Below are 26930 nucleotides of genomic sequence, written 5' to 3'. Positions count from 1 at the left end.
TGATGCTGAGGGCGTTGGACGACAGGTTGACGATGTTGCCGCTGATGGTGCCGCTGTTGGCCAGGGTGCCCAGGCTGCCGCTGGCCGCGATGTAGATCGCGGTGGCGGCGGCCAGCGTGCCGGTGTTGGACAGGGCGGCCAGGGCGCCGCCGATATAATCGTTATGCACCATGGCCAGCAGGTCGTTGCCGGACACGCCCAGCGACACGTCCAGGCCGGTCAGCATGCCCTGGACGGCCACGCCGGTGTAGTCGCTGCCGGCGACGCCGGCCACCAGCGTGTCGGTTTCGGCCAGGTAATTGCCGGTGGCGCTGTAAAGGGCCTGCACGGTGCCGCCGGTCAGGCTGGCGCTGCCGCTGACGTACAGGCTGGCGCTGCCGGGGGTCACCGCCAGCGTGCCGCTGGACTGGCTGTAGTTGCCGGTGATGCTGACCATGCTTTGCAGCAGCACCGACGCGCCGGTGTTGACCAGGGTGTGGCTGCCGACGTTGACCGCGTCGTTCAGGGCCAGGTTGCCCGAGGCCAGCACCACGTTGCTGAGGGTGTTGGTGATGGTGCCCTGGCTGCCGGCGGCATAGCCGGTCAGGGTGCCCGTCACGGTGCCGCTGCCGCCCGTGACCGTCAGGTCGGTGGCCGACAGGTTCAGGATGTTGCCGGTGATGGTGCCGGTATTGGCCAGCACGCCCAGGCGCGCCGCGGTGTCGATGTAGATGGCGGTGGGGGCGGTGATCAGGCCGCTGTTGGCCAGGCTGCCGATGGTGCCGGCGTTGTAGACGCCGTAGGTGGCCCCCAGGATGGTGCCGGTGTTCAGCACCGTGGCTATGCTGCCGGTGTTGTACAGGCCGGCGGCGGTGGGGGCGCCGGCATCGATCAGGCCGCCATTGTTGATCAACACCTCGATGGTGCCGGTGTTGTACAGCGCCATCTGGCCGGCCACACGGCCGTCGTTGGTCAGCGTGCCGACGCTGCCGCCGTTGAAGATGCCGGTGATGCTGCCCTGGATCGTGCCGCTGTTGGCCAGCGTGCCGACGGTGCCGTTGTTGGCGACACCCGCCACGGTGCCGGCAAGATTGCCGCTGTTGCTGACGCTGCCGATGCTGCCGCTGCTGCTGACGTAGACGGCGGTGATGGCGGTGATGGTGCCGGTGTTGGCCAGGGTGGCGGTCTGCGCGCCGATGTAGTTGTTGCTGACCGTGGCCACCAGGTCGGTATCGCCGCCGATGGTGACGGTGCTGGCGTTGGCGTTCAGGCCGGTGACGTTCAACCGTGTCGCCACCCCGGTATAGCTGGACCCGCTGCCGCCGACCACCAGGGTGCCCACCACGTCGCCCACCATCAGGTTGACGTTGCCGGGGGTCGCGACGCTGGCGCTGACGGTGCCGCCGGTCAGGCTGGCCGCGCCGCTGACCACCAGCTGGCTGGTGCCCACCGCCAGCAGGCCGGTCGTCTGGCTATAGGCGCCGGTGACGGTCAGGTTGCTGGCCAGCAGCACGGTGGCGCCGCTGTTGACCAGGGTGTGGCCGCTGACGCTGATGGCGTCCTGCAGGGCGATGAGGCCCTGGGCCAGTACCACGTTGCTGGCGGTGCTGGTGATGGTGCCGCCGCTGAAGGTGCCGGCCACCGTGCCGCCGCCGGTGATGGTCAGATCCTGGGCGCCGGCGTTGGTGATGTCGCCGACGATGGTGCCGTCGTTGGCCAGCAGGCCCAGGGTGCCGGTGCTGGCGATATACAGCGCGCCGTTGGTCGCCGTCAGCAGGCCGCTGTTGGCCACTGTGCCCAGGCTGCCGCTGATGGCGATGGCCGAGGCCGTGCCACCCGTCAACGTGCCGCTGTTGCTGACCTGTCCGGCCAGGCCGGCGATGCTGATCAGGCGCGCGCCGGCCAGGATTCCGGCGTTGCCCAGGCTGCCCAGCGTGCCGCCGCCGGCGACCAGGACGGCGGCATCGGTGCCGGCCAGCGTGCCGGTGTTGGCCAGCGAACCCAGACCGCCCCGCACCACCACGGCATCGCCGCTGGCGGCAGTGATGACACCGCTGTTGCTGAGCGTGCCGACCTGGCCGCCGGTGCTGACCACCACGCCGGCGGTGTGGCCGGCGATGAGGGCACCATTGTCCACCGTGCCAGCGATGCCGCCGGCGACGTTCAAGCCAAAGGTTGCCGCCCCGCAGGGTGCCGGTGTTGGCCAGGCTGCCCACGCTGCCCGATGCCGCCAGGTAGAAGGCGGTGGCGCCGCCCAGGGTGCCGGTGTTGGTCAGGCTGCCCAGGGTACCGCCGATGTAGTCATTGGCGATGCTGGCTGCCAGGCCGGTGGCGGTGATGAGGGTGGCCATGGCCAGGCCGGTGACGGTGTTCGCCACCGTCGCCGACAGGTTCAGCCCGCCCGCCGCCGTCACCAGCGTGGTGACGGAGCCGCCGAAGTAGTTGGTGGCCGCGTCATAGGCCGCCAGCAGCGTGCCGCCGGTCAGGTTGGCGCCACCGCTGACCACCAGGCTGGCGCCGGCGCCCAGGGCCAGCACGCCGCCCGTCTGGCTGAAGTTGCCGGTGACATTGACGGTGCCCGACAGGACCAGGGAGGATCCGCTGTTGACCAGGGTATGGCCGGTGACGTTGACCGCGTCGGCCAGCACCAGGTTGCCACTGCCGAAGGCCACGTTGGCCAGGGTGCCGACGATGGTGCCGCCGGCCAGCGTGCCCGTCAGGGTGCCGCCACCGCCATTGATGGTCAGGTCCGTGGCCGCCAGGTTGACGATGTTGCCCTGGATCAGGCCGGTGTTGACGATGCCGCCGAAGCTGCCCGTGGCCTCATTGCGCAGGGCGGTGACGCCCGCCAGGGTGCCGCTGTTGTCCAGCACGCCGATGGTGGCGGCGTTGGACAGGCCGATGGTGCCGCCTTGGATCAGGCCGGTGTTGGCGATGGTGGCGGTGGTGCCGCCGGCGTTGTTGAGGGCGGTGGTGCCGCTGATGGTGCCGCTGTTGGCCAATTGGCCCAGCGTGCCCAGGTTGGCGACGCCGCCCTGAACCAGGCCGTCGTTGCGCAGCAGGGCCAGGACGCCGACGTTGGCGATACCCGCCGTGCCGCCGCCGATCAGGCCGGCATTGTACAGCGTGCCGATGGTGCCGGCGTTGTAGGCGCCGTTGACGCCGCCCAGCAGGGTGCCGGTGTTGGTGAAGCCGCCCAGGCTGCCCGATGCCGCGACGTACAGGGGCAGGGCGGCGCTGATGCTGCCGCTGTTGCTGAGTGTGGCCAGCGTGCCGCCGATGTAGTCGCTGTCGGCCAGGGCCACCAGGGCGTTGCCGACCACCGTGCCGCCGACCGCGAACCCGGTCAGTTCGGTGACGATGGACAGGCCGGTGTAGCTGGACCCGTTCGCACCGCTGACCAGCGTGGCCAGGGCGGAGCCGACGGTGTAGTTGGCCAGGCCGCTGGCGCCGGTGATGGTGGCGACGCCGCCCATCAAGGCCGCGATGCCGGTGACCGACAGCTCGCTGCTGCCCAGCGACAGCAGCAGGCTGCCGCCCGTCTGGCTGTAGTTGCCGCTGACCACCACGGTGCCGCCGATGGTCAGGTTGGCACCGCTGTTCACCACCGTGTGGCTGGCGACGTTGACGGCGTCCGCCAGGACCAGGTCGCCCGCCAGGAAGGTGACGTTCGACAGGGTGTTGACGATGGTGCCGCCGGTCAGGGTGCCGGCCGTGCCGCCGCTGCCGCCGGCGATGTTCAGCGCATTGGCCGTCAGGTTCAGGACATCGCCGGCGATGGTGCCGGTGTTGACCAGGGTGCCCAGGGTGCCGGATGCGGCGATGTAGAGGGCGGTGGCGGCGCTGACCAGGCCGCTGTTGGTCAGGGTGGCGATGCTGCCGCCGACATAGTCGTTGCCGGCGGTCAGCAGCAGGTCGTTGCCGGCGGTGGCGCCGGCGATGGCCAGGCCGGTGACGTTGGAGACCAGGGTGGCGCCGCTGTAGTCGGATGCCGCCCCCGCCGCCACCAGGGTGCCCAGGGTGCCGGCCAGGTAGTTGCCCGTGGTGCTGAGCAAGGCGGTGACGCTGCCGCCGGTGATGCTGGCGGCACCGCTGATCGCCAGGCTGGTGATGCTCAGGCCACCGCTCGCCTGGGTATAGTCGCCGGTGATGCCGGCGCCGTCGGTGAAGGTCAGGTTGGCACCGCTGTTGACCACAATGTTGGCGGCCAGCCGGTCGTCGATCAGCAGGGCGCCACCGGCGAAGACCAGGTTGCCGGCGCTGGCGGCCAGGGTGCCCTGGGTTCCGGCACTGTAGCCGGTGAAGGTGCCCACCGCCGTGCCGCTGCCGCCGGTGATGGAAAGGTCGCCCAGGCTATAGGCGACATCGCCGGCGATGGTGCCGCTGTTGCCGAAGGCCGCCAGGGTGCCGGACAGGGCCAGGATGCTGGTGGCCTGGATCAGCCCGGCATTGTCGATGGTGCCGACGCTGCCGGCGACGGCGATGGTGCCGCTGATCACGCCGCTGTTGGTCAGGGTGTCCAGGCGGGCCACGTTGATGGCCGTGCCGGAGGCCTGGATGGCGCCGCTGTTGGCGATGGTCCCGGTGGTGCCGGCGCTGAGCAGGGCGAAGGTGCCGCCGCGGATGGTGCCGCGGTTGTCGATCAGGGTGAAGGCGCCCTGGTTGTTGATGCCGATGCTGCCGCCAATGCTGCCGCTGTTCACCAGGGTGCCCAGGGTGCCGGCGATGTTCAGCGCGGTGGCGCCGCCGGTGATGGCGCCGGCGTTCAGCAGTGTGTCGACGGTGCCGGCCAGGATGCCGACGGTGCCGCCGTGGACCAGGCCGGCGCTGGTGATGGACAGCAGGCTGATGGAACCGCCGCTGATGCCGTTGGACGTGCCGGTGATGACGCCGCTGTTCACCAGGGTGCCGATGCGGCCCTGGTTGCCGATGGCGGTGCCAAAGCTGCCCGTGCCGGCGATGGTGCCGCTGTTGACCAGTTGCTCGATGGCGCTGGTGTTCCAGCGGACGTTGATGCCGGCACCACCGCCCCCAATCAGGCCGTTGTTGATCAGGGTGCCGATGGTCGGCTCGATCTGGATGGCCTGGTTGCTGCTGGTCACCACGCCGCCGGCGGTGATGGACAGGGTGGCGATGGAGCCGTTCTGTGCAAGGTAGAGGCCGCTGCCGTTGCCGCCGCCAATGCTGCCGATAGACCCGCTGTTCAGCAGCAGGGTGACCAGGCCACCCCCCACATCGACTTCGCCGATGGAACCGGCATTGTCCAGGATGCCGATGGCGCCGTTGCTGGACAGCGCGCTGATCCAGCCGGTGTTGGACAGGCGGCCGATGCCGCCGTTGGCGGCCAGGCCCAGGGCGCTGCCGCTGAGGGTGCCGGCGTTGTCCAGCGTGCCGACGGTGCCGTCCACCGACAGGGCGACGCGGCCGGTGATGGTGCCGGTGTTGGACAGGTTGCCGACGCTGCCGGTGCCGGCGATCTCAACCGCTGTGCTGGCGCCGCTGATTGTGCCGCTGTTGCTGAAGGCGCCGATGGTGCCGTTGTTGAGCAACAGATAGGTCTGGCCGCCGGTGATCAGGCGGCTGTTGCTGAAGGTGCCGATGCGGGCCGCGGCATCCACCAGGATCATGCCGATGGTGCCGTCGTTGGTCAGCGTGCCGATGGTGCCCAGGTTGGTCAGCACATAGCCCGTGCCGGTGACGATGCCGGTATTGGACAGGCTGCCGATGCTGCCGGCTGCCGCCACGTAGATGGCGCTGTTGCCGGTCAGGGTGCCGGTGTTGACCAGGCTGGCCAGGGTGCCGCCGACATAGTCGTTCAGGGCCACGGCGCGCAGCGTGCCGTTGCTGACCGCGTTGCCGATCGCCAGGCCCTGGATGCCACTGGAAAGGGTGGCGCCGCTGTAGTCGGAGGCGGCGCCGCCGATCACCAATGTGCCCAGGGTGCTTTGCAGGTAGTTGGCGGCGGCCGACAGGCCGGTGACCACGATGTCGCCAGTGATGCTGGCGGCCCCGCTGACCACCAGGCTGGTGGCGGTGCCCATCGCCAGGGTGCCGGCGCTTTGGGTGTAGTTGCCGGTGATGCTGACGGTGTCGGCCAGGGTCAGGGTGGCGCCGGCGTTCAGCACCGTGTGGCTGCCGGCATCGATGGCGTCGTTCAGCAGGACGTTGCCGCCGGCGAGCACCAGGTCGCTGGCGGTGTTGGTGATCAGGCCCTGGGTGCCGGCATCATGGCCCGTGAAGGTGCCAGTCAGGGTGCCGGCACCGCCCTGGATGGTCAGGTCGCGGGACGACAGGTTCAGGACGTCGCCGGCGATGGTGCCGCTGTTGGCCAGCAGGCCCAGGGTGCCGTTGCCGGCGATGGACAGGGCGGCGGCGGTGCCGCTGATCAGCCCGGCATTGGCCAAGGTGCCGATCAGCCCCAGGTCGGCGATGTCGATGGCTGTGTTGCCGCTGATCAGGCCGTTGTTCAGGACGGTGCTGATGGTGCCACCCACGCCCTGGGTGCTGGTGTTGCGGAGGCCGAAATCGCTGCCGCTGACGGTGCCGCTGTTGGCCAGGCTGCTGATGCTGCCGACGTTGTAGAGGCCGGTGTTGGCGGCGCTGATGAGGCCGCTGTTGGACAGGGTGCCGATCAGGCCGTCGTTGCGCACGCCGACGGAGGCGCCGATGGCGCTGAACGTGCCGCCGGCCTGGGTGATGGTGCCCCCGGCCGCGTTGGTGAACTGGCCGATGCTGCCGGTATTGTACAGGCCGGCATACTGGCCGGTCAGGGTGCCGCTGTTGGCCAGGCTGCCGATGCCGCCGATGGTGGCGATGTAGACGGCCGTGCGGCTGGACACCGCGATGGTATTGTCCAGCAGGGCCAACGTGCCGCCGACATAGTCGTTGGTCGCCATCGCCAGCAGGTCATTGCCGGTGATGGTGCTGTAGACGTTCAGCCCATCCAGGCCGGACGCCAGGACGGTGGCGCCGCCGGTCAGGGTGCCGTCGGCATGGACCAGGGTGCCGAAGGCGGCACCGGCCAGGTAGATGCCGTTGGCGTCCAGGGCCGCCATGGCCACCGTGCCGCCCGCCAGGCTGGCGTCGCCGGTGACGCGCAGGGACGAGGTGCCGGCCGTCACCGCCAGCACGCCGCCGCTCTGGCTGTAGTCACCGGTGATCGTGAGGTTGCTGACCAGCGTCACGGTGGCGCCGCTGTTGACCAGGGTATGGCCGCTGACATTGACCGCGTCGTTCAGCAGCAGGTCACCACCCCCCAGCACGACGTTGGCGAGGGTGCTGGTGATGGTGCCGGCGGTCAGGGTGCCGCCCGTGCCGGTGATGGACAGATCCCGGGCGCTGGCGTTGATGAGGTTGCCGGCGATGGTGCCGCTGTTGGACAGGGCGCCCAGGGTGCCGGTTGCCGCGATGTACAGGGCGGTGGCGGCCGACAGCAGGCCGCCGATGGACAGGGTGCCGTAGCTGCCGCCGATGTAGTCGCTGGCGGCCAGGACCACCAGTTGGTTGCCGACGGTGGTGCCGTCGCCCAGGGCCAAATGGCCGTCCAGCGCCGTGGTGTTGGTGATGGTCAGGCCGGCGCTGTCGGTCAGGCCGCCGTCGGCCTGGACCAGCACGATGCCGGAGCCGTCACCCACCACGTAGTTGGCGGCGGCGTTGCCCGCCACCGTGGCCTTGACGGTGCCGGCCAGGGTGGCGGCCCCCGTGACGGACAGCTGGGCGCCACCGCCCAACACCAGGGATCCTGCGGCGGATTGGCTGTAATCGCCGGCGACGTTGATGATGGTGTTCAGCGCGACAGTGGCGCCGGTATTCGACACCGTGTGGCCGGTAGCGTCGATGTCGTCGTTCAGCAGCAGGTTGCCGCTGGCGAACACCAGGTTGCTCAGCGTGTTGGAGATATAGCCCTTGTTGGCCAGGGTGGTGCCGGTGAAGGTGCCGACCGTGCCCCCGGTGCCGCCCTGGATGGTCAGGTCGCCGGCGCTGCTGTCGTTCTGGCCGCCGTTCAGGATGTTGCCAGCCATGACGCCGCTGTTGACCAGCGTGCCCAGCACGGCGCCGTTGTTGGCATTATAGGCGTTGGCGCCGCTGATGGTGCCGCTGTTGATCAGTGTGCCGATGCTGGCGCCAAAGACGTTCAGCACCGCGTTGGCGGCTGAGGCGATGGTGCCGGTGTTCACCAGCAGGCCGACGCTGGCGAGATACTGGTTGTTCTGGATGGCGGCCCCGCTGGCGTTGGAGATGACGCCGGTGTTCAGCAGGGTGCCGATGGTGCTGTAGTCGTTAAGGATGCCGATACCGCGGCTGGCCACGGTGATCAGCCCGCTGTTGGACAGGGTGCCGATGGTGCTGTACGAGGCGACCACCGGATAGCTGCTGCCGCCCACACCGGTGATGGTGCCGCTGTTGGCTACCACGCTGCTGCGGGCGTAGTTCAGGCGGATGCCGGTGTTGGCGGTGATCACGCCGCTGTTGGTGATGGTGTCGATGACGGCGCCGCCGATGCCGCCGCTCCGCGCGCTGATGCCGTAGCGGCCGGTCAGCAGGCCGCTGTTGGCGATCTGGCCGATGGTGCCCTTGGTGAGGATGGCCGCACCGGTGCCGCCGTCGATGGTGGCCAGCGTCTGGTTTTCCAGCAGGCCGATGATGCCCGCATTGGTGATGGGCTGGTTGCCGCTGATCAGGCCGGCGTTGACGAAGGTGCCCAGCGTGCCGGTGGTGCCGACATACAGGGCGTTGGTGCTGCTGAGCGTGCCCGTGTTGGTCAGGCTGGCCCAGGTGCCGCCGATGTAGTTGCCGGTGGCGGCCAGCAGCAGGCTGTCGCCCGACACGATGCCGGCCACGCCGTTGATATCGGCGCCCACCACGGTGGCGTCGCTGTAGTCGGACCCGGTGCCGCCACCCACCAGGGTGGCGACGATGGTTCCGGCCAGATAGTTGCCGATGGCGGACAGGGTGCCGACCACCACGCTGCCACTGACGCTGGCGGTGCCGCTGACCAGCAGCGCGCTGGTGCCGCGCAGGTCCAGCGCGCCGGCGGACTGGCTGTAATCACCGGTGACACTGACCAGGGTGGTGAGGGTGAGGGCGCCGCCGTTGTTGACCAGGGTGTGGTCGCCGACGTTCACCGCGTCGGCCAGGGCCAGGCTGCCGCCCAGCACGACGTTGGCCAGGGTGCCGGTGATGGTGCCGCCGGTCAGGGTGCCACCCGTGCCGGTGATGGACAGGTCCCGGGCGCTGGCGTTGATGAGGTTGCCGGCGATGGTGCCGCTGTTGGACAGGGCGCCCAGGGTGCCGGTTGCCGCGATGTACAGGGCGGTGGCGGCCGACAGCAGGCCGCCGATGGACAGGGTGCCGTAGCTGCCGCCGATGTAGTCGCTGGCGGCCAGGACCACCAGCTGGTTGCCGACGGTGGCGCCGTCGCCCAGGGCCAAGTGGCCGTCCAGCGCCGTGGTGTTGGCGATGGTCAGGCTGGCACTGTCGGTCAGGCCGCCGTCGGCCTGGACCAGCACGATGCTGGAGCCGTCACCCACCACGTAGTTGGCGGTGGCGTTGCCCGCGACCGTGGCGGTGACGGTGCCGGCCAGGGTGGCGGCCCCCGTGACGGACAGCTGGGCGCCGCTGCCCAGCGCCAGGGATCCTGCGGCGGACTGGCTGTAATCGCCGGTGACGTTGATGATGGTGTTCAGCAAGAGGGTGGCGCCGGTATTCGACACCGTGTGGCCGCTGGCGTCGATGTCGTCGTTCAGCAGCAGGTTGCCGCTGGCGAACACCAGGTTGCTCAGCGTGTTGGAGATATAGCCCTTGTTGGCCAGGGTGGTGCCGGTGAAGGTGCCGACCGTGCCCCCGGTGCCGCCCTGGATGGTCAGGTCGCCGGCGCTGCTGTCGTTCTGGCCGCCGTTCAGGATGTTGCCAGCCATGACGCCGCTGTTGACCAGCGTGCCCAGCACGGCGCCGTTGTTGGCATTATAGGCGTTGGCGCCGCTGATGGTGCCGCTGTTGATCAGTGTGCCGATGCTGGCGCCAAAGACGTTCAGCACCGCGTTGGCGGCTGAGGCGATGGTGCCGGTGTTCACCAGCAGGCCGACGCTGGCGAGATACTGGTTGTTCTGGATGGCGGCCCCGCTGGCGTTGGAGATGACGCCGGTGTTCAGCAGGGTGCCGATGGTGCTGTAGTCGTTAAGGATGCCGATACCGCGGCTGGCCACGGTGATCAGCCCGCTGTTGGACAGGGTGCCGATGGTGCTGTACGAGGCGACCACCGGATAGCTGCTGCCGCCCACGCCGGTGATGGTGCCGCTGTTGGCTACCACGCTGCCGTGGGCGTAGTTCAGGCGGATGCCGGTGTTGGCGGTGATCACGCCGCTGTTGGTGATGGTGTCGATGACGGCGCCGCCGCTGCCGCCGCTCCGCGCACTGATGCCGTAGCGGCCGGTCAGCAGACCGCTGTTGGCGATCTGGCCGATGCTGCCGCTGCTGAAGATGGCCGCACCCGTGCCGCCGTCGATGGTGGCCAGCGTCCGGTTTTCCAGCAGGCCGATGGAACCGGCATTGATGACCTGGGTGCTGGCGCCGGCGTTGCTGAAGGTGCCCAGCGTGCCAATGGTGGCGACATACAGGCCCAGGGTGCCGGACAGGGTGCCGGTGTTGGCCAGGCTACCGTAGCTGCCACCGATGTAGTTGCCGGTGGCGGCCAGCAGCAGGCCGTTGTTGGCCACCACGCTGCCCATGCCGGCGATGCCGCTGCCGGTCACCAGCACATCGACATAGCTGGACCCCGCGCCGCCGGCCACCAGGGTGGCGTAGGTGGTGCCGGCCAGGTAGTTGCCCGTCTGCGACAGGGCGGCGACGGCGACCGTGCCGCTGCTGATGCTGGCGGCCCCGCTGACCACCAGTTCCGCCCCGCTGGCCAAGGCCAAGGTACCGCCCGCCTGGGCATAGTTGCCGGTAGCGGTGACGACGGTGGCCAGGGCCAGGGCGCCGGCGTTGACCAGGGTGTGGCTGCCCAGGCTGACGGTGTCGTTCAGCAGCAGGTTGCCGCTCAGCACCAGGTTGGACAGGGTGTTGGTGATGGTGCCCTGGTTGCTCAGCGACTGGCCGGTCAGGGTGCCGCCGGTGATGCTGAGGTCAACGGCGGACAGGTTGACGATGTTGCCGGCGATGGTGCCGGTGTTCACCAGGCTGCCCAGGCTGCCGGTTGCCGCGATGTAGAGGGCGGTGGCGCCGGTAAGCAGGCCGGTGTTGGCGATGCTGTCCAGGCTGGCGCCGACATAATCGGTGGTGGCCAGGGCCAGCAACTGGCTGCTGGTGGTGCCGTCGATGATCTGCAGATGGCCGTCCAGGGCGGCCCCACCGGTGAAGGTGGCGTCGTAGGTCAGGCCGCCGGTGGCGCTGACCAGCGTGCCCACGGCATCGCCCACCAGGTAATTGGCGGCGGCGTTGCCGGCCACGCTGGCCTGCACCTGGCCGCCGATGCTGGCGGCACCGGTGACGGCCAGCTGGGCGACCGGGCCCAGCACCAGGGTGCCGGCCGAGGACTGGCTGTAGGCGCCGGTGAGGTTGATCAGGGTGCCCAGGGTGAGGGCGGCACCCAGGTTGCTGACGGTCTGGCCGGTGGCCTTGATGTCGTCGTTCAGGGCCAAGGCGCCGCCGGCGAACACCAGGCTGCTCAGGGTGTTGGTGATCGTGCCTTTACTGGTCAGGTCGGTGCCGGTGAAGGTGCCGACCGTCCCGCCGCTGCCGCCCACGATGGTCAGGTCGCTGGACGGGGAGCCGTATTGGCCGTTGACGACGTTGCCGGCGACAACACCGCTGTTGACCAGGGTGCCGATGCCGCCGCTGTTCAGGATCAGGGCGCTGGGGCCGACGATGGTGCCGCTGTTGACCAGGGTGCCGATGGTGCCGCCGGTGCCGACATATATGCCGGTGCCGGAGCCGAAGGCGCTGTCGGTGACGCTGATGGTGCCGCTGTTGAGGAAAGCGCCGACAGTGGCGGCGTTGACGACGACCGCGGCACCCAGGGCGTTCAGCGTGATCTGGCCGCTGTTGGCGATGGTGTCGATGGTGCTGTTGTAGGCGTTGAGGAGGTAGCTGCCGAACGCGTCGCCTGACAGCGTGCCGCTGTTGGTCACCAGAGCGCTGTGGGCGGAATAGAGGCGGATGGCGCTGATGGCGCTGATCAGGCCGGCGTTGCTGACCGTGCCGATGGTGCCGCCGTTGCTGTCGATGCCCACGCGGCCGGTGATGGTGCCGTCGCTGTTGTTGTCGATGCGGCCGATGGACCCGCCGTAGTTCTCGATGGCGGCGACGCTGGTGTAACCGTTGCTGCCAACACCGATGGCGATCACGCCGTCGTTGGTCAGGGTGTCGATGCGGCCGGTGTTGTAGATGGCGGCGGTGTAGTTGTGGCCGCTGGGGTCGGACGTGACGGTGATGGTGCCGCCGGCCAGGTTGACCAGCGTGCCGATGGAGCCCGCGTTGATGACCGGGCGGAAGGTGCCGCTGATGCTGCCGCTGTTGCTGAAGGCGGCCAGGGTGCCGGTGCTGGCCACGTACAGGCCGTAGGCGCCGGTCAGGCTGCCGGTGTTGGCCAAGCTGCCGTAAGTGCCGCCGATATAGTCGCCGGTCGCGGCCACCACCAGGCTGTCACCAAGGGTGATGCCGGCCAGGGCCAGGCCCGTGACCGCGTTCTGGGCGGTGACGGTCAGGCCCGCGTAGCTGGACCCCGCCCCACCGGCCACCGCGGTGCCCAGCGCCGTGCCGGCCACGTAGTTGGCGGTGGACGACAGGGTATAGGGGGTCGCGATGGTGGCGCCGTTGAGGGTGGCGGCCCCGCTGACCACCAATTCCGCGTCGCTGGCCAGGGCCAGGGTGCCGCCTATCTGGCCATAGTTGCCGACGACGCTGACGATGGTGGCCAGGGTCAGGTTGGCGCCGCTGGCGTCCAGGGTATGGCTGCCGATGCTGACCGTGTCGTTCAGCAACAGGTTGCCGCTCAGCGCCACGTCGGCGTTGGTGCTGGTGATGGTGCCCTGGTTGGTCAGCGACAGGCCGGTCAGGGTGCCGATGGTGGTGCCGGTGCCGCCGGCGATATTGAGGAGGTTGACGCCGGCGTTGACGATGTTGCCCGCGATGGTGCCGGTGTTGGCCAGCGTGCCCAGGCGGCCGGTGCTGGCGACATACAGCGCGGTGGCGCCGGACAGCAGGCCGGTGTTGGCGATGCTGTTCAGGATGGTGCCGACATAATCGGTGGTGGCCAGCGCCAGCAGCTGGCTGCTGGTGGTGACGCCGCTGACCTGCAGATGGCCGCCCAGGGCGCCGTCGCTGACGAAGGTGCCGTCCAGGGTCAGGCCGCCATTGGCCTGCACCAGCGTGCCGACCGTGGCGCCCACCAGGTAGTTGGCGGTGGCGGTGCCGGCAATGCTGGCCTGCACCTGGCCGCCGATGCTGGCGGCACCGGTGACGGACAGCCGGGCGACCGAGCCCAGCACCAGGGTCCCCGCCGACTGGGCGTAGGCCCCGGTGACGGTGATGGTGTTGGACAGGCTGAGGTTGGCGCCGGTGTTCCACACCGTGTGGCCGGTGGCCAGGACATTGTCGTTCAGCAGCAAGCTGCCGCCGGTGAACACCAGGTCGCTCGCCTGGTTGTCGATCACGCCCCGGGCCGTCAGGTTCTGGCCGGTCAGGGTGCCGATGGTGCCGTTGGCGCCGCCCGCGATGCTGAGGTCGCCCAACCCGCCATTGTAGAGGGTGCCGGCGATGATGCCGCTGTTGATCAGCGTGCCGATGCTGCTGCCGCTGCCGTTGTAGATGGCGTTGACGCCGCTAATGGTGCCGCTGTTGACCAGGGTGCCGATGGTGGCGCTGGACGCGTTGTAGAGGGCGATGGCGGTGGAGGTGATCAGGCCGCTGTTGTTGAGCGTGCCGATGGTGCCGGAGTCCGTGTTGGCGACGGCATAGGCGAAGGCGCTGGCGGACGCGCCGGTGACCTGGATGGTGCCGCTGTTGCTGACGCTGCCGATGGAACCGCCGTAGTTGCGCAGGGCCTGGGCGGACCCGGTCACCGCGATCAGGCCGCTGTTGGCAAGCTGACCGATGGTGCTGTGGTCCACGTAGACGGCGGTCCAGGCGCCCGTCAGGGTGCCGCCGCCCTGGTTGTTCAGCAGCGTGACCTGCGCGCCGCTGCCCAGGTAGACGGCGCGCCCGCCGCTGATGGTGCCGCTGTTGGCTATCGTCCCGATGGTGCCGCCCACGTCCACGACGCCCGCGCCGTAGGGGAAGCCGATGGTGCCGCTGTTGGTGAAGGTGCCCAGGGTGCCGGTGCTGGCGACATACAGGCCGGTGGTGCCGGATAGGGCGCCGGTGTTAGCCAGGCTGCCGTAGGTGCCGCCGATATAGTTGCCGGCGGCGGCGACCAGCAGGTCGCCACCCGAGACCGTGCCGGTGACGGCCAGGCCTGAGATGCCGCCCAGATTGTAGACGACCAGATCGGTGTAGCTGGAATTGGCGCCGCCGGCGACGGCGGTGCCCAGCACCGTGCCGACCACATAGTTGGCGGTGGACGACAGGGCGTAGTTGGTGGTGATGGTGACGTTGCTGACGCTGGCCGACCCGCTGACCACCAGTTCCGCGGCACTGTCGAGGTTCAGGGCGCCACCCGCCTGGGCGTAATGGCCGCCGACATTGACGATGGTGGTGAGGGACAGGGTGGCGCCGTCGGCGACCAGTGTGCCGCCGCCCAGGTTCACGGTGTCGTTCAGCAGCAGGTTGCCGCTCAGCACCAGGTCGGACAGGGTGTTGGTGATGGTGCCCTGGTTGGTCAGGGACTGGCCGGTCAGGGTGCCGCCGGTGATGCTGAGGTCATGGGCGGACAGGTTGACGATGTCGCCAGCGACGATGCCGGTGTTGACCAGGCTGCCCAGGTTGCCCGTGCTGGCGATGTACAGGGCGGTGGGGCCGGTCAGCAGGCCGGTGTTGGCGATGCTGTCCAGGGCGGCGCCGACATAGTCGGTGCTGGCCAGGGCCAGCAACTGGCTGCTTGTGGTGCCGTCGGTCAATGCCAAGTGGCCGTCCAGGGCGCTGCCGCTGATCAGGGTGCCGTCGTAGGTCAGGCCGCCGCCGGCGGTGACCAGCGTGCCAACGGCGTCGCCCACGACGTAGTTGGCGGCGGCGTTGGCCGTCACGCTGGCCTGCACCTGGCCGCTGATGCGGGCCGCACCGGTGACGGACAGCTGGGCGACGGGGCCCAGCACCAAGGTGCCGGCGGACTGGTCATAGCTGCCGGTGAGGTTGATCAGGGTGCCCAGGGTCAGGGCGGCGCCCAGGTTGCTGACGGTCTGGCCGGCGGCCTGGATGTCGTCGTTCAGCAACAGGCCGCCGCTGGCGAACACCAGGTTACTCAAATGGTTGTCGATGGTGCCCTTGGCCGTCAGGTCGGTGCCGGTGAAGGTGCCGACCGTGCCCCCGGTGCCGCCCTGGATGGTCAGGTCGCCGGCGCTGCTGTCGTTCTGGCCGCCGTTCAGGATGTTGCCAGCCATGACGCCGCTGTTGACCAGCGTGCCCAGCACGGCGCCGTTGTTGGCATTATAGGCGTTGGCGCCGCTGATGGTGCCGCTGTTGATCAGTGTGCCGATGCTGGCGCCAAAGACGTTCAGCACCGCGTTGGCGGCCGAGGTGATGGTGCCGGTGTTCACCAGTAGCCCCAAGCTGGCGAGGTACTGGTTGTTCTGGATGGCGGCACCGCTGGCGTTGGAGATGACGCCGGTGTTCAGCAGGGTGCCGATGGTGCTGTAGTCGTTAAGGATGCCGATACCGCGGCTGGCCACGGTGATCAGCCCGCTGTTGGACAGGGTGCCGATGGTGCTGTACGAGGCGACCACCGGATAACTGCTGCCGCCCACGCCGGTGATGGTGCCGCTGTTGGCTACCACGCTGCTGCGGGCGTAGTTCAGGCGGATGCCGGTATTGGCGGTGATCACGCCGCTGTTGGTGATGGTGTCGATGACGGCGCCGCCGCTGCCGCCGCTCCGCGCACTGATGCCGTAGCGGCCGGTCAGCAGGCCGCTGTTGGCGATCTGGCCGATGGTGCCCTTGGTGAGGATGGCCGCACCGGTGCCGCCGTCGATGGTGGCCAGCGTCTGGTTTTCCAGCAGGCCGATGGATCCGGCGTTGACGACCTGGGTGCTGAGGCCGGCGTTGCTGAACGTGCCCAGCGTGCCGGTGGTACCCACATACAGGCCCAGGGTGCCCGACAGGGTGCCGGTGTTGGCCAGGCTGCCGTAACTGCCGCCGATGTAGTCATTGGTGGCCTCCAGCACCAGGTTGCCGCCCGCATTGACACCGCCGAAGCCGACACCGGTCAGGGCGGCGCTGTTGGTGACGGTCAGGTCGGTGTAGCTGGAATCCGCGTTGCCGGCGACGATGGTGCCCACCGCCGCACCCACCAGGTAGTTGGCGGTGGCCGACAGGGTGTATGTCGCGGCGATGCTGGCGTTGCTGATGCTGGCGGCCCCGCTGACCACCAGTTCGGCCCCGCTGTCCAGGACCAGGGCGCCGCCCGCCTGGGCATAGTTGCCGCTGACATTGACGATGCTGGCCAGGCGCAGGGACACGCCATCGGCGACCAGGGTGTGGCCGCCCAGGCTGACGCTGTCGTTCAGCGCCAGATTGCCGGCCAGCACCAGGTTGGACAGGGTGTTGGCGATGGTGCCCTGGTTGGTCAGGCTCTGGCCCGTCAGGGTCCCGAAGGTGCTACCCGTGCCGCCGGAAATGCTGAGGTCGTTGGCGCTGAGGTTGACGATGTTGCCGGCGATGGTGCCGGTATTGGCCAACGCGCCCAGGCTGCCGGTGCTGGCGATGTAGAGGGCGGTGGGGCCGGTCAGCAGGCCGCCGACGGTGATGGTGCCGTAGCCGGCGCCGACATAGTCGGTGGTGGCCAGCGCCAGCAGCTGGCTGCCGGTGGTGCCGGTGGTCAGCTGCAGCACGCCGTCCAGGGCCGCACCGGTGGTCAGGGTGCCGCCGTAGGTCAGGCCGCCGTCGGCCTGCACCACGGTGCCCACCGCGTCGCCGACGATGTAGTTGGCGGCGGCGTTGCCCGCGATGGTGGCCAGCACCTGGCCCGCGACGGTGGCGGCACCGGTGATGGACAGCTGCGCGCCGCTGCCGACCACCAGGGTGCCTGCCGACGACTGGATATAGGCGCCGGCGACCTGGATGCTGTTGGCCAGGGTCAGGGCGGTGGCGCTGTTGCTGACGGTGTGGCCGGTGGCGTCGATGTCGTCGTTCAGCAACAGATCGCCGGACAGGAAGGTCAGCTCGCTCACGCGGTTGGTGATCAGGCCCTTGGTCGTCAGGTCGGTGCCGGTGAAGGTGCCCACCGCACCAAGGGTGCCGCCCAGGATGACCAGGTCACCGGCGCTGGTGTCGCCGTTGGTGATGCTGCCAGCGATGATGCCGCTGTTGACGATGGTGCCCAGCGAGGCGCCGCCATAGACGTAGATGGCGCGGTTGGCGCTGATGGTGCCGCTGTTGACCAGAGTGCCCAGGGTGCCGCCGGTGCCGTAAGCGATGATGGCGAAGCCCAGGGCGCTGATGGTCCCACTGTTGACCAGGGTGCCGATGGTCGACCGGGCGCCATAGATGGCTGTACCCGTCTGGCTCAGCGTCATCAGGCCGGCGTTGACGATGGTGTCGATGCCGGCATCGACCGCCCCGATCACGTTGCCGCCGTCGGCATTGTTCATGACGCCGGTGCCGGTGTTGTTGATCAGCGTGACGTGCGCGCTGGCGATGTAGACGCTGGCGCCGGCGACACCGCCGGTGATGGTGCCGCTGTTGCTGATGGTGCCGATGGTGCCCTGGACGCCGCTGCCGTTGCTGTAGGCATAGATGCCCCGGCCGCCGGCGATGCTGCCGCTGTTGTCGATCAGGCCGATGGAACCGCCGGCGACATAGATGGCGTCGATGAAGAAGTCGTTGGCCACACGGATCAGGCCGGCGTTGGTGATGGTGCCGACGTTGCCGCCCTGGCCCACGAAGATGGCGGCGGTGTTGTTGGCGGCATTGCCGGCAAGGGTGGAGGTGATGGTGCCGCCGGCCAGGTTCTCCAGTACGTCGACGGTGCCGGTGATGTTGACCGGGCGATAGTCGCCGGCGATCACGCCGCTGTTGCTGAACGTGCCCAGGCTGCCGGTGACGATCAGGTTGGTGTTGGCGGTCAGCGTGCCGGTGTTGGCCAGGCTGCCCAGGGTGCCGCCGATGTAGTCGCCGATGGCGGCCAGCACCAGGCCGTTGTTGGTCACGGTGCTGATCATGTTGGCGATGTTGATGCCGCCCACCGCCACGTTGGTGTAGCTGGACCCCGTGCCGCCCGACACCAGGGTGCGGTAGATGGTGCCGGCGATGTAGTTGCCGGTGGTGGACAGGGCCGCCACGCTGACATTGGCGCTGGCGATGCTGGCCGCCCCGCTGACCGCCAGTTCGCCGCTGGCGCCCAGGGCCAGGCTGCCGCCCGTCTGCGCGTAGGTGCCGGTGACGCCGACCAAGGTGGTCAGCGTCAGGGCGGCCCCACTGCCGACCAGCGTGCCCGTGCCGACATTGACAGCGTCGTTCAGCAGCAGGTTGCCCGACAGCACCACGTTGGCCAGTGTGCTGGTGATGGTGCCCTGGCTGGCCAGGGTCTGCCCCGTCAGGGTGCCGACCGTGCCGCCGCTGCCGCCCAGGATGCTGAGGGCGTTGGCGGACAGGTTGACGATGTCGCCCGCGATGGTGCCGCTGTTGGCCAGCACGCCCAGGCTGCCGGATCCTGCGATGTACAGCGCGGTGGGGGCGGACAGCAGGGTGCCGCTGCCGACGGTGATGGTGTCGTAGCCGGCGCCGATATAGTCGCTGGCCGGCAGGATCAGCAACTGGCTGGCGGTCAGGGTGCTGTCGCCCAGCAACAGGTGGCCGTCCAGCCCCAGGGTGTTGGCCAGCGTCAGGTCGGCGGTGTCGCTCAGGCCGCCGTCGGCCTGCACCAGGGTGATGGCGGATCCGTCGCCCACCACGTAGTTGGCGGTGGCGATGCCACCCACCGTCGCCTGGATGCCGCCGGCCAGGGTGGCGCCACCGGTGACGGACAGCTGCGCGCCGGCGCCCAGCACCAGGGTGCCGGCCGACTGGGTGTAGTCGCCGGTGATGGAGATGAGGCTGGCCAGGGTGATGTCGGCGCCGGTGTTGAGCACCGTGCGGCCGCTGGCGTTGACGCGGTCGTTCAGCACCAGGTCGCCGCCGGCGAACACCAGGTTGCCCAGCGTGCTGGTGATGGTGCCCTGGTTGCCGGCGGTGTAGCCGGTGAAGGTGCCCACCGTGCCGCCGGTGCCGCCCAGGATGGTCAGGTCGCTGCCGTCGGCCTGGTTGTTGAGAAAATTGCCCGCCACCAGGCCGCTGTTCACCAGGGCGCCGATGGTGCCGTAGTTGGTAATGGCGGTCGTGCGGCCGCTGACGGTGCCGCTGTTGAGCAGCGTGCCGATGGTAGCGGCATAGCCGGCGTAGTTGTAGTTGAAGATGCCGGCGTTGCCGCTGATGGTGCCGCTGTTGTCCAGGACGGTGATGGTGCCGCCCAGGTTCTGAATGCCGTCATTGCCGCCATAGTTGTTGATGGACGCGGCGATCAGACCGGCGTTGGCCAGGGTGCCGATGGTGCCGAAGACGTTGTAGATGGCCGCAGCCAGGCCGTTGTAGCCGTTCTGGCCCGTGACGGTCAGGGTGCCGGTGGACTGGTTCTCCAGTATGCCGATGATGCCGTAGTTCTGGATGCCCTGGTAGGCGCCGCCGAGCACGCCGGCGTTGGACAGGGTGCCGATATAGACGTTGCTGCCGTTCTGGATGCCGTTCTTCTGGGCGCTGAAGATGCTGCCCCCGGCCTCGTTCACCAGGGTGCCGATGCTGCCGCCGGTGTTGATGGCCAGCAGCGTGCCGGTGATCAGGCCGGCGTTGTCCAGCAGGCCGATGCTGCCCCCTGACATCCACAGGCCACCGTAGCCGCCGGCCATGGTGCCGTCGGTGGTGTTCAGCACCGTGCCGATGGTGCCGGCCGCCAGGTACACACCGGCATAGCCGCCGCCCGTGATCGTGCCGCTGTTCAGCAACAGGCCCACGGTCTGGCCGTAGTTGTTGATGGACACGGCGACGTTGGCACTGCTGATCAGGCCGCTGTTGTCCAGCGTGCCCACCGCACCGACGATGCTGACGCTGGGGCCCGTGGTGGCGGCGATGGTGCCGGTGTTGGCGAAGCTGCCCAGGCTGCCGGCGTAGGCGACGTACAGGCCATAGGCGCCGGAAAGCGTGCCGCTGTTGGTCAGGCTGCCGTAGCTGGCGCCGATGTAATAGCTGGTGACCTCCGCCACCAGGTTGCCGTCCACGCCCACGGCGGCGGTGGACACACCGGCCAGGCCGCCGTTGTTGGCCAGGGTCAGGCCGGTGTAGCTGCTGCCGGATCCCGCCGTCACCAGGGTGCCCAGCACCGTGCCGGCCAGGTAGTTGGCGGTGTAGGTCAGGGCGATGGAGCTGGCGATGCTGGCGCCGCTGATGCTGGCGTCGCCGCTGACCACCAGTTCAGCCCCGTGGGCCACATTCAGCCCGCCACCCGTCTGGGCATAGTTGCCGGTGACGCTGATGATGGTGTTGAGCGACAGGTTGACGCCGTTGTTGACCAGCGTGCCGGCGCCGACGTTCACCACGTCGTTCAGCAACAGGCTGCCGCCGGACAGCACGACGTTGGCCAGCGTGCTGGCCAGGGTGCCGCCCGTCAGGGTGCCGGTGGCGACGGTGCCGCCCAGGATGGTCAGGACGTTGGCGGCGGAATTGGTGATGTCGCCATTGATGAGGCCGCTGTTGCTCAGTGCGCCCAGGGTGCCGTTGAGGATCAGGCCGTTGGCGATGACGGCGCCGGTGGCGTTCACCAGGGTGCCCAGGCTGCCCGCCGCACCCACATAGACCTGGCTGATCGATCCGCTGTTGGTCACCGTGTCCAGCGTGCCGCCGATATAGTCGCCGGTGGCGACGGCCAGCAGGTCGGTGCCCGTCAGCGTGGTGCTGATCAGGCCGGCCCCCGCCAGGGTGTACGATGTCGTGTCGATGTTCAGCCCGCCGGCCGCCGACACCAGGGTGCCGTAGACGGACCCCGCCAGGTAGTTGCCCAGGGTGGACAGGGTGGCGGTCACCCCCACGCCCGACAGGCTGCCCACCCCGCTGACCACCAGGCCGCCGGTGACCACCGTGCCGCCACCCAAATTCAGGGCCCCACCGGTCTGGGTATAGTCGCCGCTGACGGTGACGATGGTGTTCAGCGCCAGGGTGGCGCCGTTGTTCAGCACCGCGTGGCCGGTGACCACCAGATTGTCGTTCAGCATCAGGGCGCCGCCCGCGAACACCAGGTTGCCGGTGGTGTTCAGGATGGTGCCCATGTCGGTCAGGTTGGTGCCGGTGAAGGTGCCCAGCGTGCCGTTGTCCCCGCCCCGGATGGTCAGGTCCGTGCCGTTCTGGTTGACGATGCTGCCCTGCATCAGGCCGCTGTTCACCAGGGTGCCGAAGGTGCCGGAATTGTAGAAGGCGGTGCGGCCGATGATGGTGCCGCTGTTGACCAGCGTGCCCAGGACGCCGCCGCCCCAGTTCTTGATGGCGGTGTAGGCGGTGGTGATGGTGCCGCTGTTGTCGAACAATCCGACGGTGCCATGGCCCCCACCATAGCCGTCGTTGGCCAGGATGCCGCCGCCGCCGCCGTTGAACACGCCGCTGTTGCTGACGGTGCCGATGGTGCCGTTGTAGTTCAGGGCGAAGACGCCGTTCTGGATCGACACCAGGCCGCTGTTGGCGATGCTGCCGATCGTGCTGTTGACGGCATAGACGACGTAGCTGTTGTAGCTGTTGGTGGCCGCGACCAGGGTGCCGCTGTTGCTGATCTGCCCGATGGTGGCGTAGCTCAGGCGGATGGCGGTGCCCGTCTGGTAGGTGGCGCCCACCACCATGGTGCCGCTGTTGGCGATGCTGCCGATGGCGGCCAGCGCACCGGTGGTGCCGATGGCGGCGATGAGGTAGAGGCCGCTGAGGGTGCCGCTGTTGGCCAGGGTGCCGATGGTGCCGCTGTTGTAGATGGCGGCGGAGCTGTAATGGCCCGTCACGCTGCCCAGGGCGCCGATGCTGCCGCCGGCCAGATTCTCCAGCACGCCGATGCTGCCAGCGTTGATGACGGCGTGGGTGCCGCTGACGATGCCGGTGTTGCTGAAGGTGTCCAGGGTGCCGCCGGCGCCCACGTCCAGGCCATAATTGCCGGCGATCAGGCCGGCGTTGGTCAGGGTGCCGATGCCGCCGTCGTTGCGGATGGCCATCGAGGAGTTGCCGCCCGACACGGTGATGGTGCCGCCGGCCAAGTTTTCCAGGGTGCCGATGGTACCCAGGTTGAGGATGCCCTGGACGGTGCCGGTGATAAGGCCGCTGTTGACCAGGGTGTTGAGGACGATGGTGTTGGCAACGCCAACCTGGGACCCGACGATGGTGCCGCCGGCCAGGTTTTCCAGAAGGCCGACGGTGCCGCTGATGTATAGGGCGGCGCCGATATCGATGGCGTGATAGTTGCTTTGGATCAGGCCGCTGTTGGTCAGCGTGGTGATGCCGCCATAAACGTGGATGGCGGTGCCGCTGCTCGCGATGGTGCCCCCGGCCTGGTTCTCCAGCAGGCCGATGGTGCCATCGGTCTCAACCCCCAAACCACTACCGCCGAGGAATCCGCTGTTGCTGAGCGTGCTGATGGTGGCGGCGGTGCCGTTGTTGGACGTGGGGCCGACCACTATGATGCCATAGTAGCCGTTGATGCTGCCGCCGGCCTGGTTCACCAGTTGGCCGATGGTCCCGCGGGCCACGATGCCGACACCGTAGGTGCCGCTGTTGTGGATGGTGCCGCTGTTGTTCAGCGTGCCGATGGTGCCGCTGGCGTAGAAGCCGCTGCTGCCGGTGATGAGGATCCGGCCGGCGTTGTCCAGGGTGCCGACGGTGCCCAGCAGGGTGACGCCGCCCACCTCGCTGATGGTGCCGGTGGTCTCATTCCGGAAGCTGCCCAGGCTGCCTGTCGCGGCCACGTACAGGCCGGTGATGCTGCCGGTGTTGGTCACGCTGCCCAGCGTGCCGCCGATATAGTCGTTGGTGGCGACGGCCAGCAGGTTGGACCCGTCCGTCCCCTGTCCCACGCCCAGGCTGGTGAGGCCGCTGGCCAGGTTGGCGGTGATGCCGCTGTAGTTGCCGCTGCCGGCGGCGATCAGCGTGGTCACGGTGTCACCCGCCACGTAATTGCCCTGCGCCGACAGGTTGCCCATGAAGGCGGAGACGGTGCCGCCGGTGACCGTGGCGCTGCCGCTGATCACCAGTTCGCCGCTGCCGCCCAGGGCCAGTTCGCCGGCCGACTGGCTGTAATTGCCGGTGACGTTGACCACGGTGGACAGGGTGACGGCCGCACCGCTGTTCACCAGCGTGCCGGTGCCCACGATCACGGCGTCGTTCAGCAACAGGTTGCCGCCGGTCAGCACCACGTTGGCCAGCGTGCTGGTGATGGTGCCCTGGCCGCTTTGGCCCGTCAGGGTGCCGATGGTGGCACCACCGCCGCCCAGGATGGTCAGGCCCCGCGCGCCGTCGTTGATGACGTTGCCCGCGATGGTGCCGCTGTTGGCCAGGGCGCCCAGGGTGCCGGCGATGTAGAGCGCGGTGGCGGCCGACAGCAGGGTGCCGTCGCCGTTGGTGATGGTCCCAAAGCTGCCGCCGATATAGTCGCTGGCGGGCAGGGCCAGCAGTTGGCTGGACGTGGTGGTGCCGGTGCCGCTGAGCGCCAGGCGGCCGCCCAGGGCGATGCTGTTGGTGATGGTCAGCGTGGCGGTGTCGGCCAGGCCGCCGTCGGCCTGCACCAGGGTAATGCCGGATCCGTCGCCCACCACGTAGTTGGCGGTGGTGATGCCCTCCGCCGTGGCGGTCACCTGGCCGGCCAGGCTGGCGGCCCCGCTGACCGACAGTTGGGCCCCGGCGGCCAGCACCAGCGTGCCGGATGAGGACTGGCTGTAGTTGCCGGTGACGCTGATCAGGGTGTTCAGCGCCAGGGTGGCGGCGGTGTTGACCACGGTGTGGCTGCCGCCGGCGTCGATGTCGTCGTTCAGGACCAGGGCGCCGGACAGGAAATAGACGTCGCTCAACTGGTTAGTGATCAGCCCCTTGGACACCAGGTCCACGCCGGTGAACGTGCCCACCGTGCCGCCGCTGCCGCCCACGATGGTCAGGTCGGCAGCACTGCTGTCGGCGGTGAAGTAGATGTTGCCATAGGCGCCGTCGCTGTCGCCGTTCACCACGCCGCCGGCGACCACCCCGGTGTTGACCAGGGTGCCGATGGTGGCGTTGCCGAAGGACAGGATGGCGTTGGCGCCGCGGATCGTGCCGCTGTTGACCAGGGTGCCGATGGTCGCGCTGTCGTTGTTGAGCAGGGCGGCGCCATAGACGCTGCCGCCGGCCAGGCCGCTGCCGGTCAGGGTGCCGCTGTTCACCACCGTGGCGATGGTGGCGGAGTTCTTGTTCTCGATGCCGTAGCCATATCCGCTGGCGATGGTGCCGCTGTTGGCCAGGGTGCCGATCGACCCGTACTGGTTCAGGATGCCGGTGGCGGTCGCCCCGCCGAAGCCCATCATGGTGCCGCTGTTGGTGATGGCGGTGATGGTGGTGTGGTTGAACGTCATGGCGGCGCCGAAATAGCCGTCGACGGCCACCAGACCGTCATTGGCCACCGTGCCGATGGTGCTGTTGAGGACGCTGAATACCGCGCCGATGTCGGTTATCTGCAGGGTGCCGGTGTTGCTGATCAGGCCGACGCTGCCGTGGTTGATGGAGAGGGCGACGCTGTCGCCGCTGATCAGGCCGGCATTGGCCAGGGTGCCCAGGGTGCCGTTAATGAGGACCGCGGCACCCGCCGTGGGGGCCACGGCGCCGGTGCTGGCGTTGGTGAAGGTGCCCAGGCTGCCGGTGCCGGTGATGGTCAGGCCGGTATTGCCCGCGACCGTGCCGCTGTTGGTGACGGCACCCAGGGTGCCGCCGATGTAATAGCCGGTGGCCGCCACCACCAAATTGTTGCCGCTGCTGGTGCCCACCAGGCCCTGGACGCCCATGCCGGTGACCACCAGGCCGTCATAGCTGGACGCGGAACTGCTGGCGACCAGGGTGCGGTAGATGCTGCCCGCCAGGTAATTGGCGAGCGTGCTGAAGCTGCCGGTCAGCACCGTGCCGCCGGTCAGGCTGACGCGGTCGTAGGCCACCAGTTCGGTGCCGCTGGTGATGACCAGGGTGCCGGCGGTCTGGGAAATGGCGCTGATGGCGGTAAGGGTGCCGCCCAGCGTGATGTTGGCGCCGGTGTTGTAGACGGTGTGGCTGGCGGCATAGATGTTGTCGTTCAGCAGCAGGTTGCCGGACGCGAACGTGATGTCACTGATGTTGCTGATGCCGCCGATCTGGCCGTTCAGGCCGGTGAACGTGCCCACCGTGCCGTTGGCGCCACCACTGATGGTCAGGATGTTCTGATAGCCGGCGCCGGTGATGCTGCCGATGATGACGCCGCTGTTCACCAGGCCGCCCAGCTGGCCGTAGTTGCAGATGGCGCAGGCGGTGGCCGTGCTGGTGCTGACGATGGTGCCGTCGTTGATGATCTGGCTGATGGTGCCGCCGCTGCCGTCGCTGCGGATGTAGACGGCGATCCTGCCGGCCAGGGTGCCGCCGGCCTGGTTCACCAGCGTGCCGATGCTGCCGTAATCATCCAGGCCATAGTTGGCGGAAATGGTGCCGGCGTTGACCAGCGTGCCGATGGTGCCGTTGTTGCCGATGCCGCTGGACAGGGTGCCGGTGGCGTCGTTGACGAAGGTGCCCAGGGTGCCGGTGGTGGCGACCGACAGCCGGTTGGCCAGCGTGCCGCTGTTGGTCAGGCTGCCCAGGCTGCCGCCGATATAGTCGCTGGTGGCGACCAGCAGCAGGTTGTTGCCCGACACCGTGCCGGCCACGCCGCCCAGGTTCGCATAAGTGGTGATGCTGTAGCTGGACGCCGCGCCGGCGGCCACCAGGGTGGCATAGACGCTGCCCGCGATGTAATTGCCCAGGGTGGACAGGGTGGCGACCACGTCGCCGCCGGTGATGCTGGCCGACCCCGACACCACCAGGCCGCCGGTGCGGGCATCGATATTCAGTTCCCCCGCCGTCTGGCTGTAATTGCCGGTGACGCTGACGATGGTGCTCAGCGTCACGGCGGCACCGCTGTTCACCAGGGTGTTGCCGCCCACGTTCACGGCGTCGTTCAGCAGCAGGTTGCCGCTGGCCAGCGTGATGTCGGCGCCGCTGGTCATCACGCCCTGGGTGGTGCCGTCCACGCCGATGAAGGTGCCGGTGGCGCCGCCGGTGCCGCCGTAGATGGTGACGGCGGTGTCACCACCCAGATAGACGTTGCCACTGATCAGGCCGCTGTTGACCAGTGTGATCAGGGTGCTGCCGGCCGCCACCTCCAGTGCTGCGTAGCTGCCCTCGATGGTGCCGGTGTTCAGCAGCGTGCCCAGGGTGGCCAGGGTGCTCTGCGACGTGCTGCCGCCGACATAGGCGCCGCGCTGGCCGCCGCTGATGGTGCCGGCGTTGAGCAGGTTGGTGTGGCTGCCGGTCAGGAACTGCACGCCGGTCTGGCCGCTGGGAACGATGATGGTGCCGGTGTTGGTGATGGTGATGTTGTCGCTGCCGGACATCCGGAAGCCGCCGGTCGTCTGGCCCGAGAAGTAGGCGTCGTTCGCTTGCGCCTTGGGGGCGGCCAGGGCGGTGGCCATGGCCAAGGCGGAGGCGCCGGCGCGCAGCAGGGTGCGGTTCCGCTTCTTCAGGTCGCCCTTCAACAGGCCCGAACGCGCGTCCAGCAGCATCTTCCCCAT

General features: G+C 68.8%; 1 protein-coding gene. It reads right to left on the bottom strand.

Features of this window, described 5'->3' with window-relative positions; all coding sequences use genetic code 11:
• Positions 1 to 1451 precede the first annotated feature (1451 nt).
• Positions 1452 to 26930, bottom strand: coding sequence for a hypothetical protein (locus PW843_07430; GenBank protein MDE1146440.1), 25479 nt, complete (start codon positions 26928 to 26930; stop codon positions 1452 to 1454).

Source organism: Azospirillaceae bacterium (assembly GCA_028283825.1).
GTDB lineage: Bacteria > Pseudomonadota > Alphaproteobacteria > Azospirillales > Azospirillaceae > Nitrospirillum.
This window is presented reverse-complemented; position numbering and strand designations above follow the sequence as displayed.

Bases quoted from the DNA above. Each gene is read 5' to 3' on its own strand.
- PW843_07430 (MDE1146440.1), bottom strand. From the start codon at position 26,930: ATGGGGAAGATGCTGCTGGACGCGCGTTCGGGCCTGTTGAAGGGCGAC.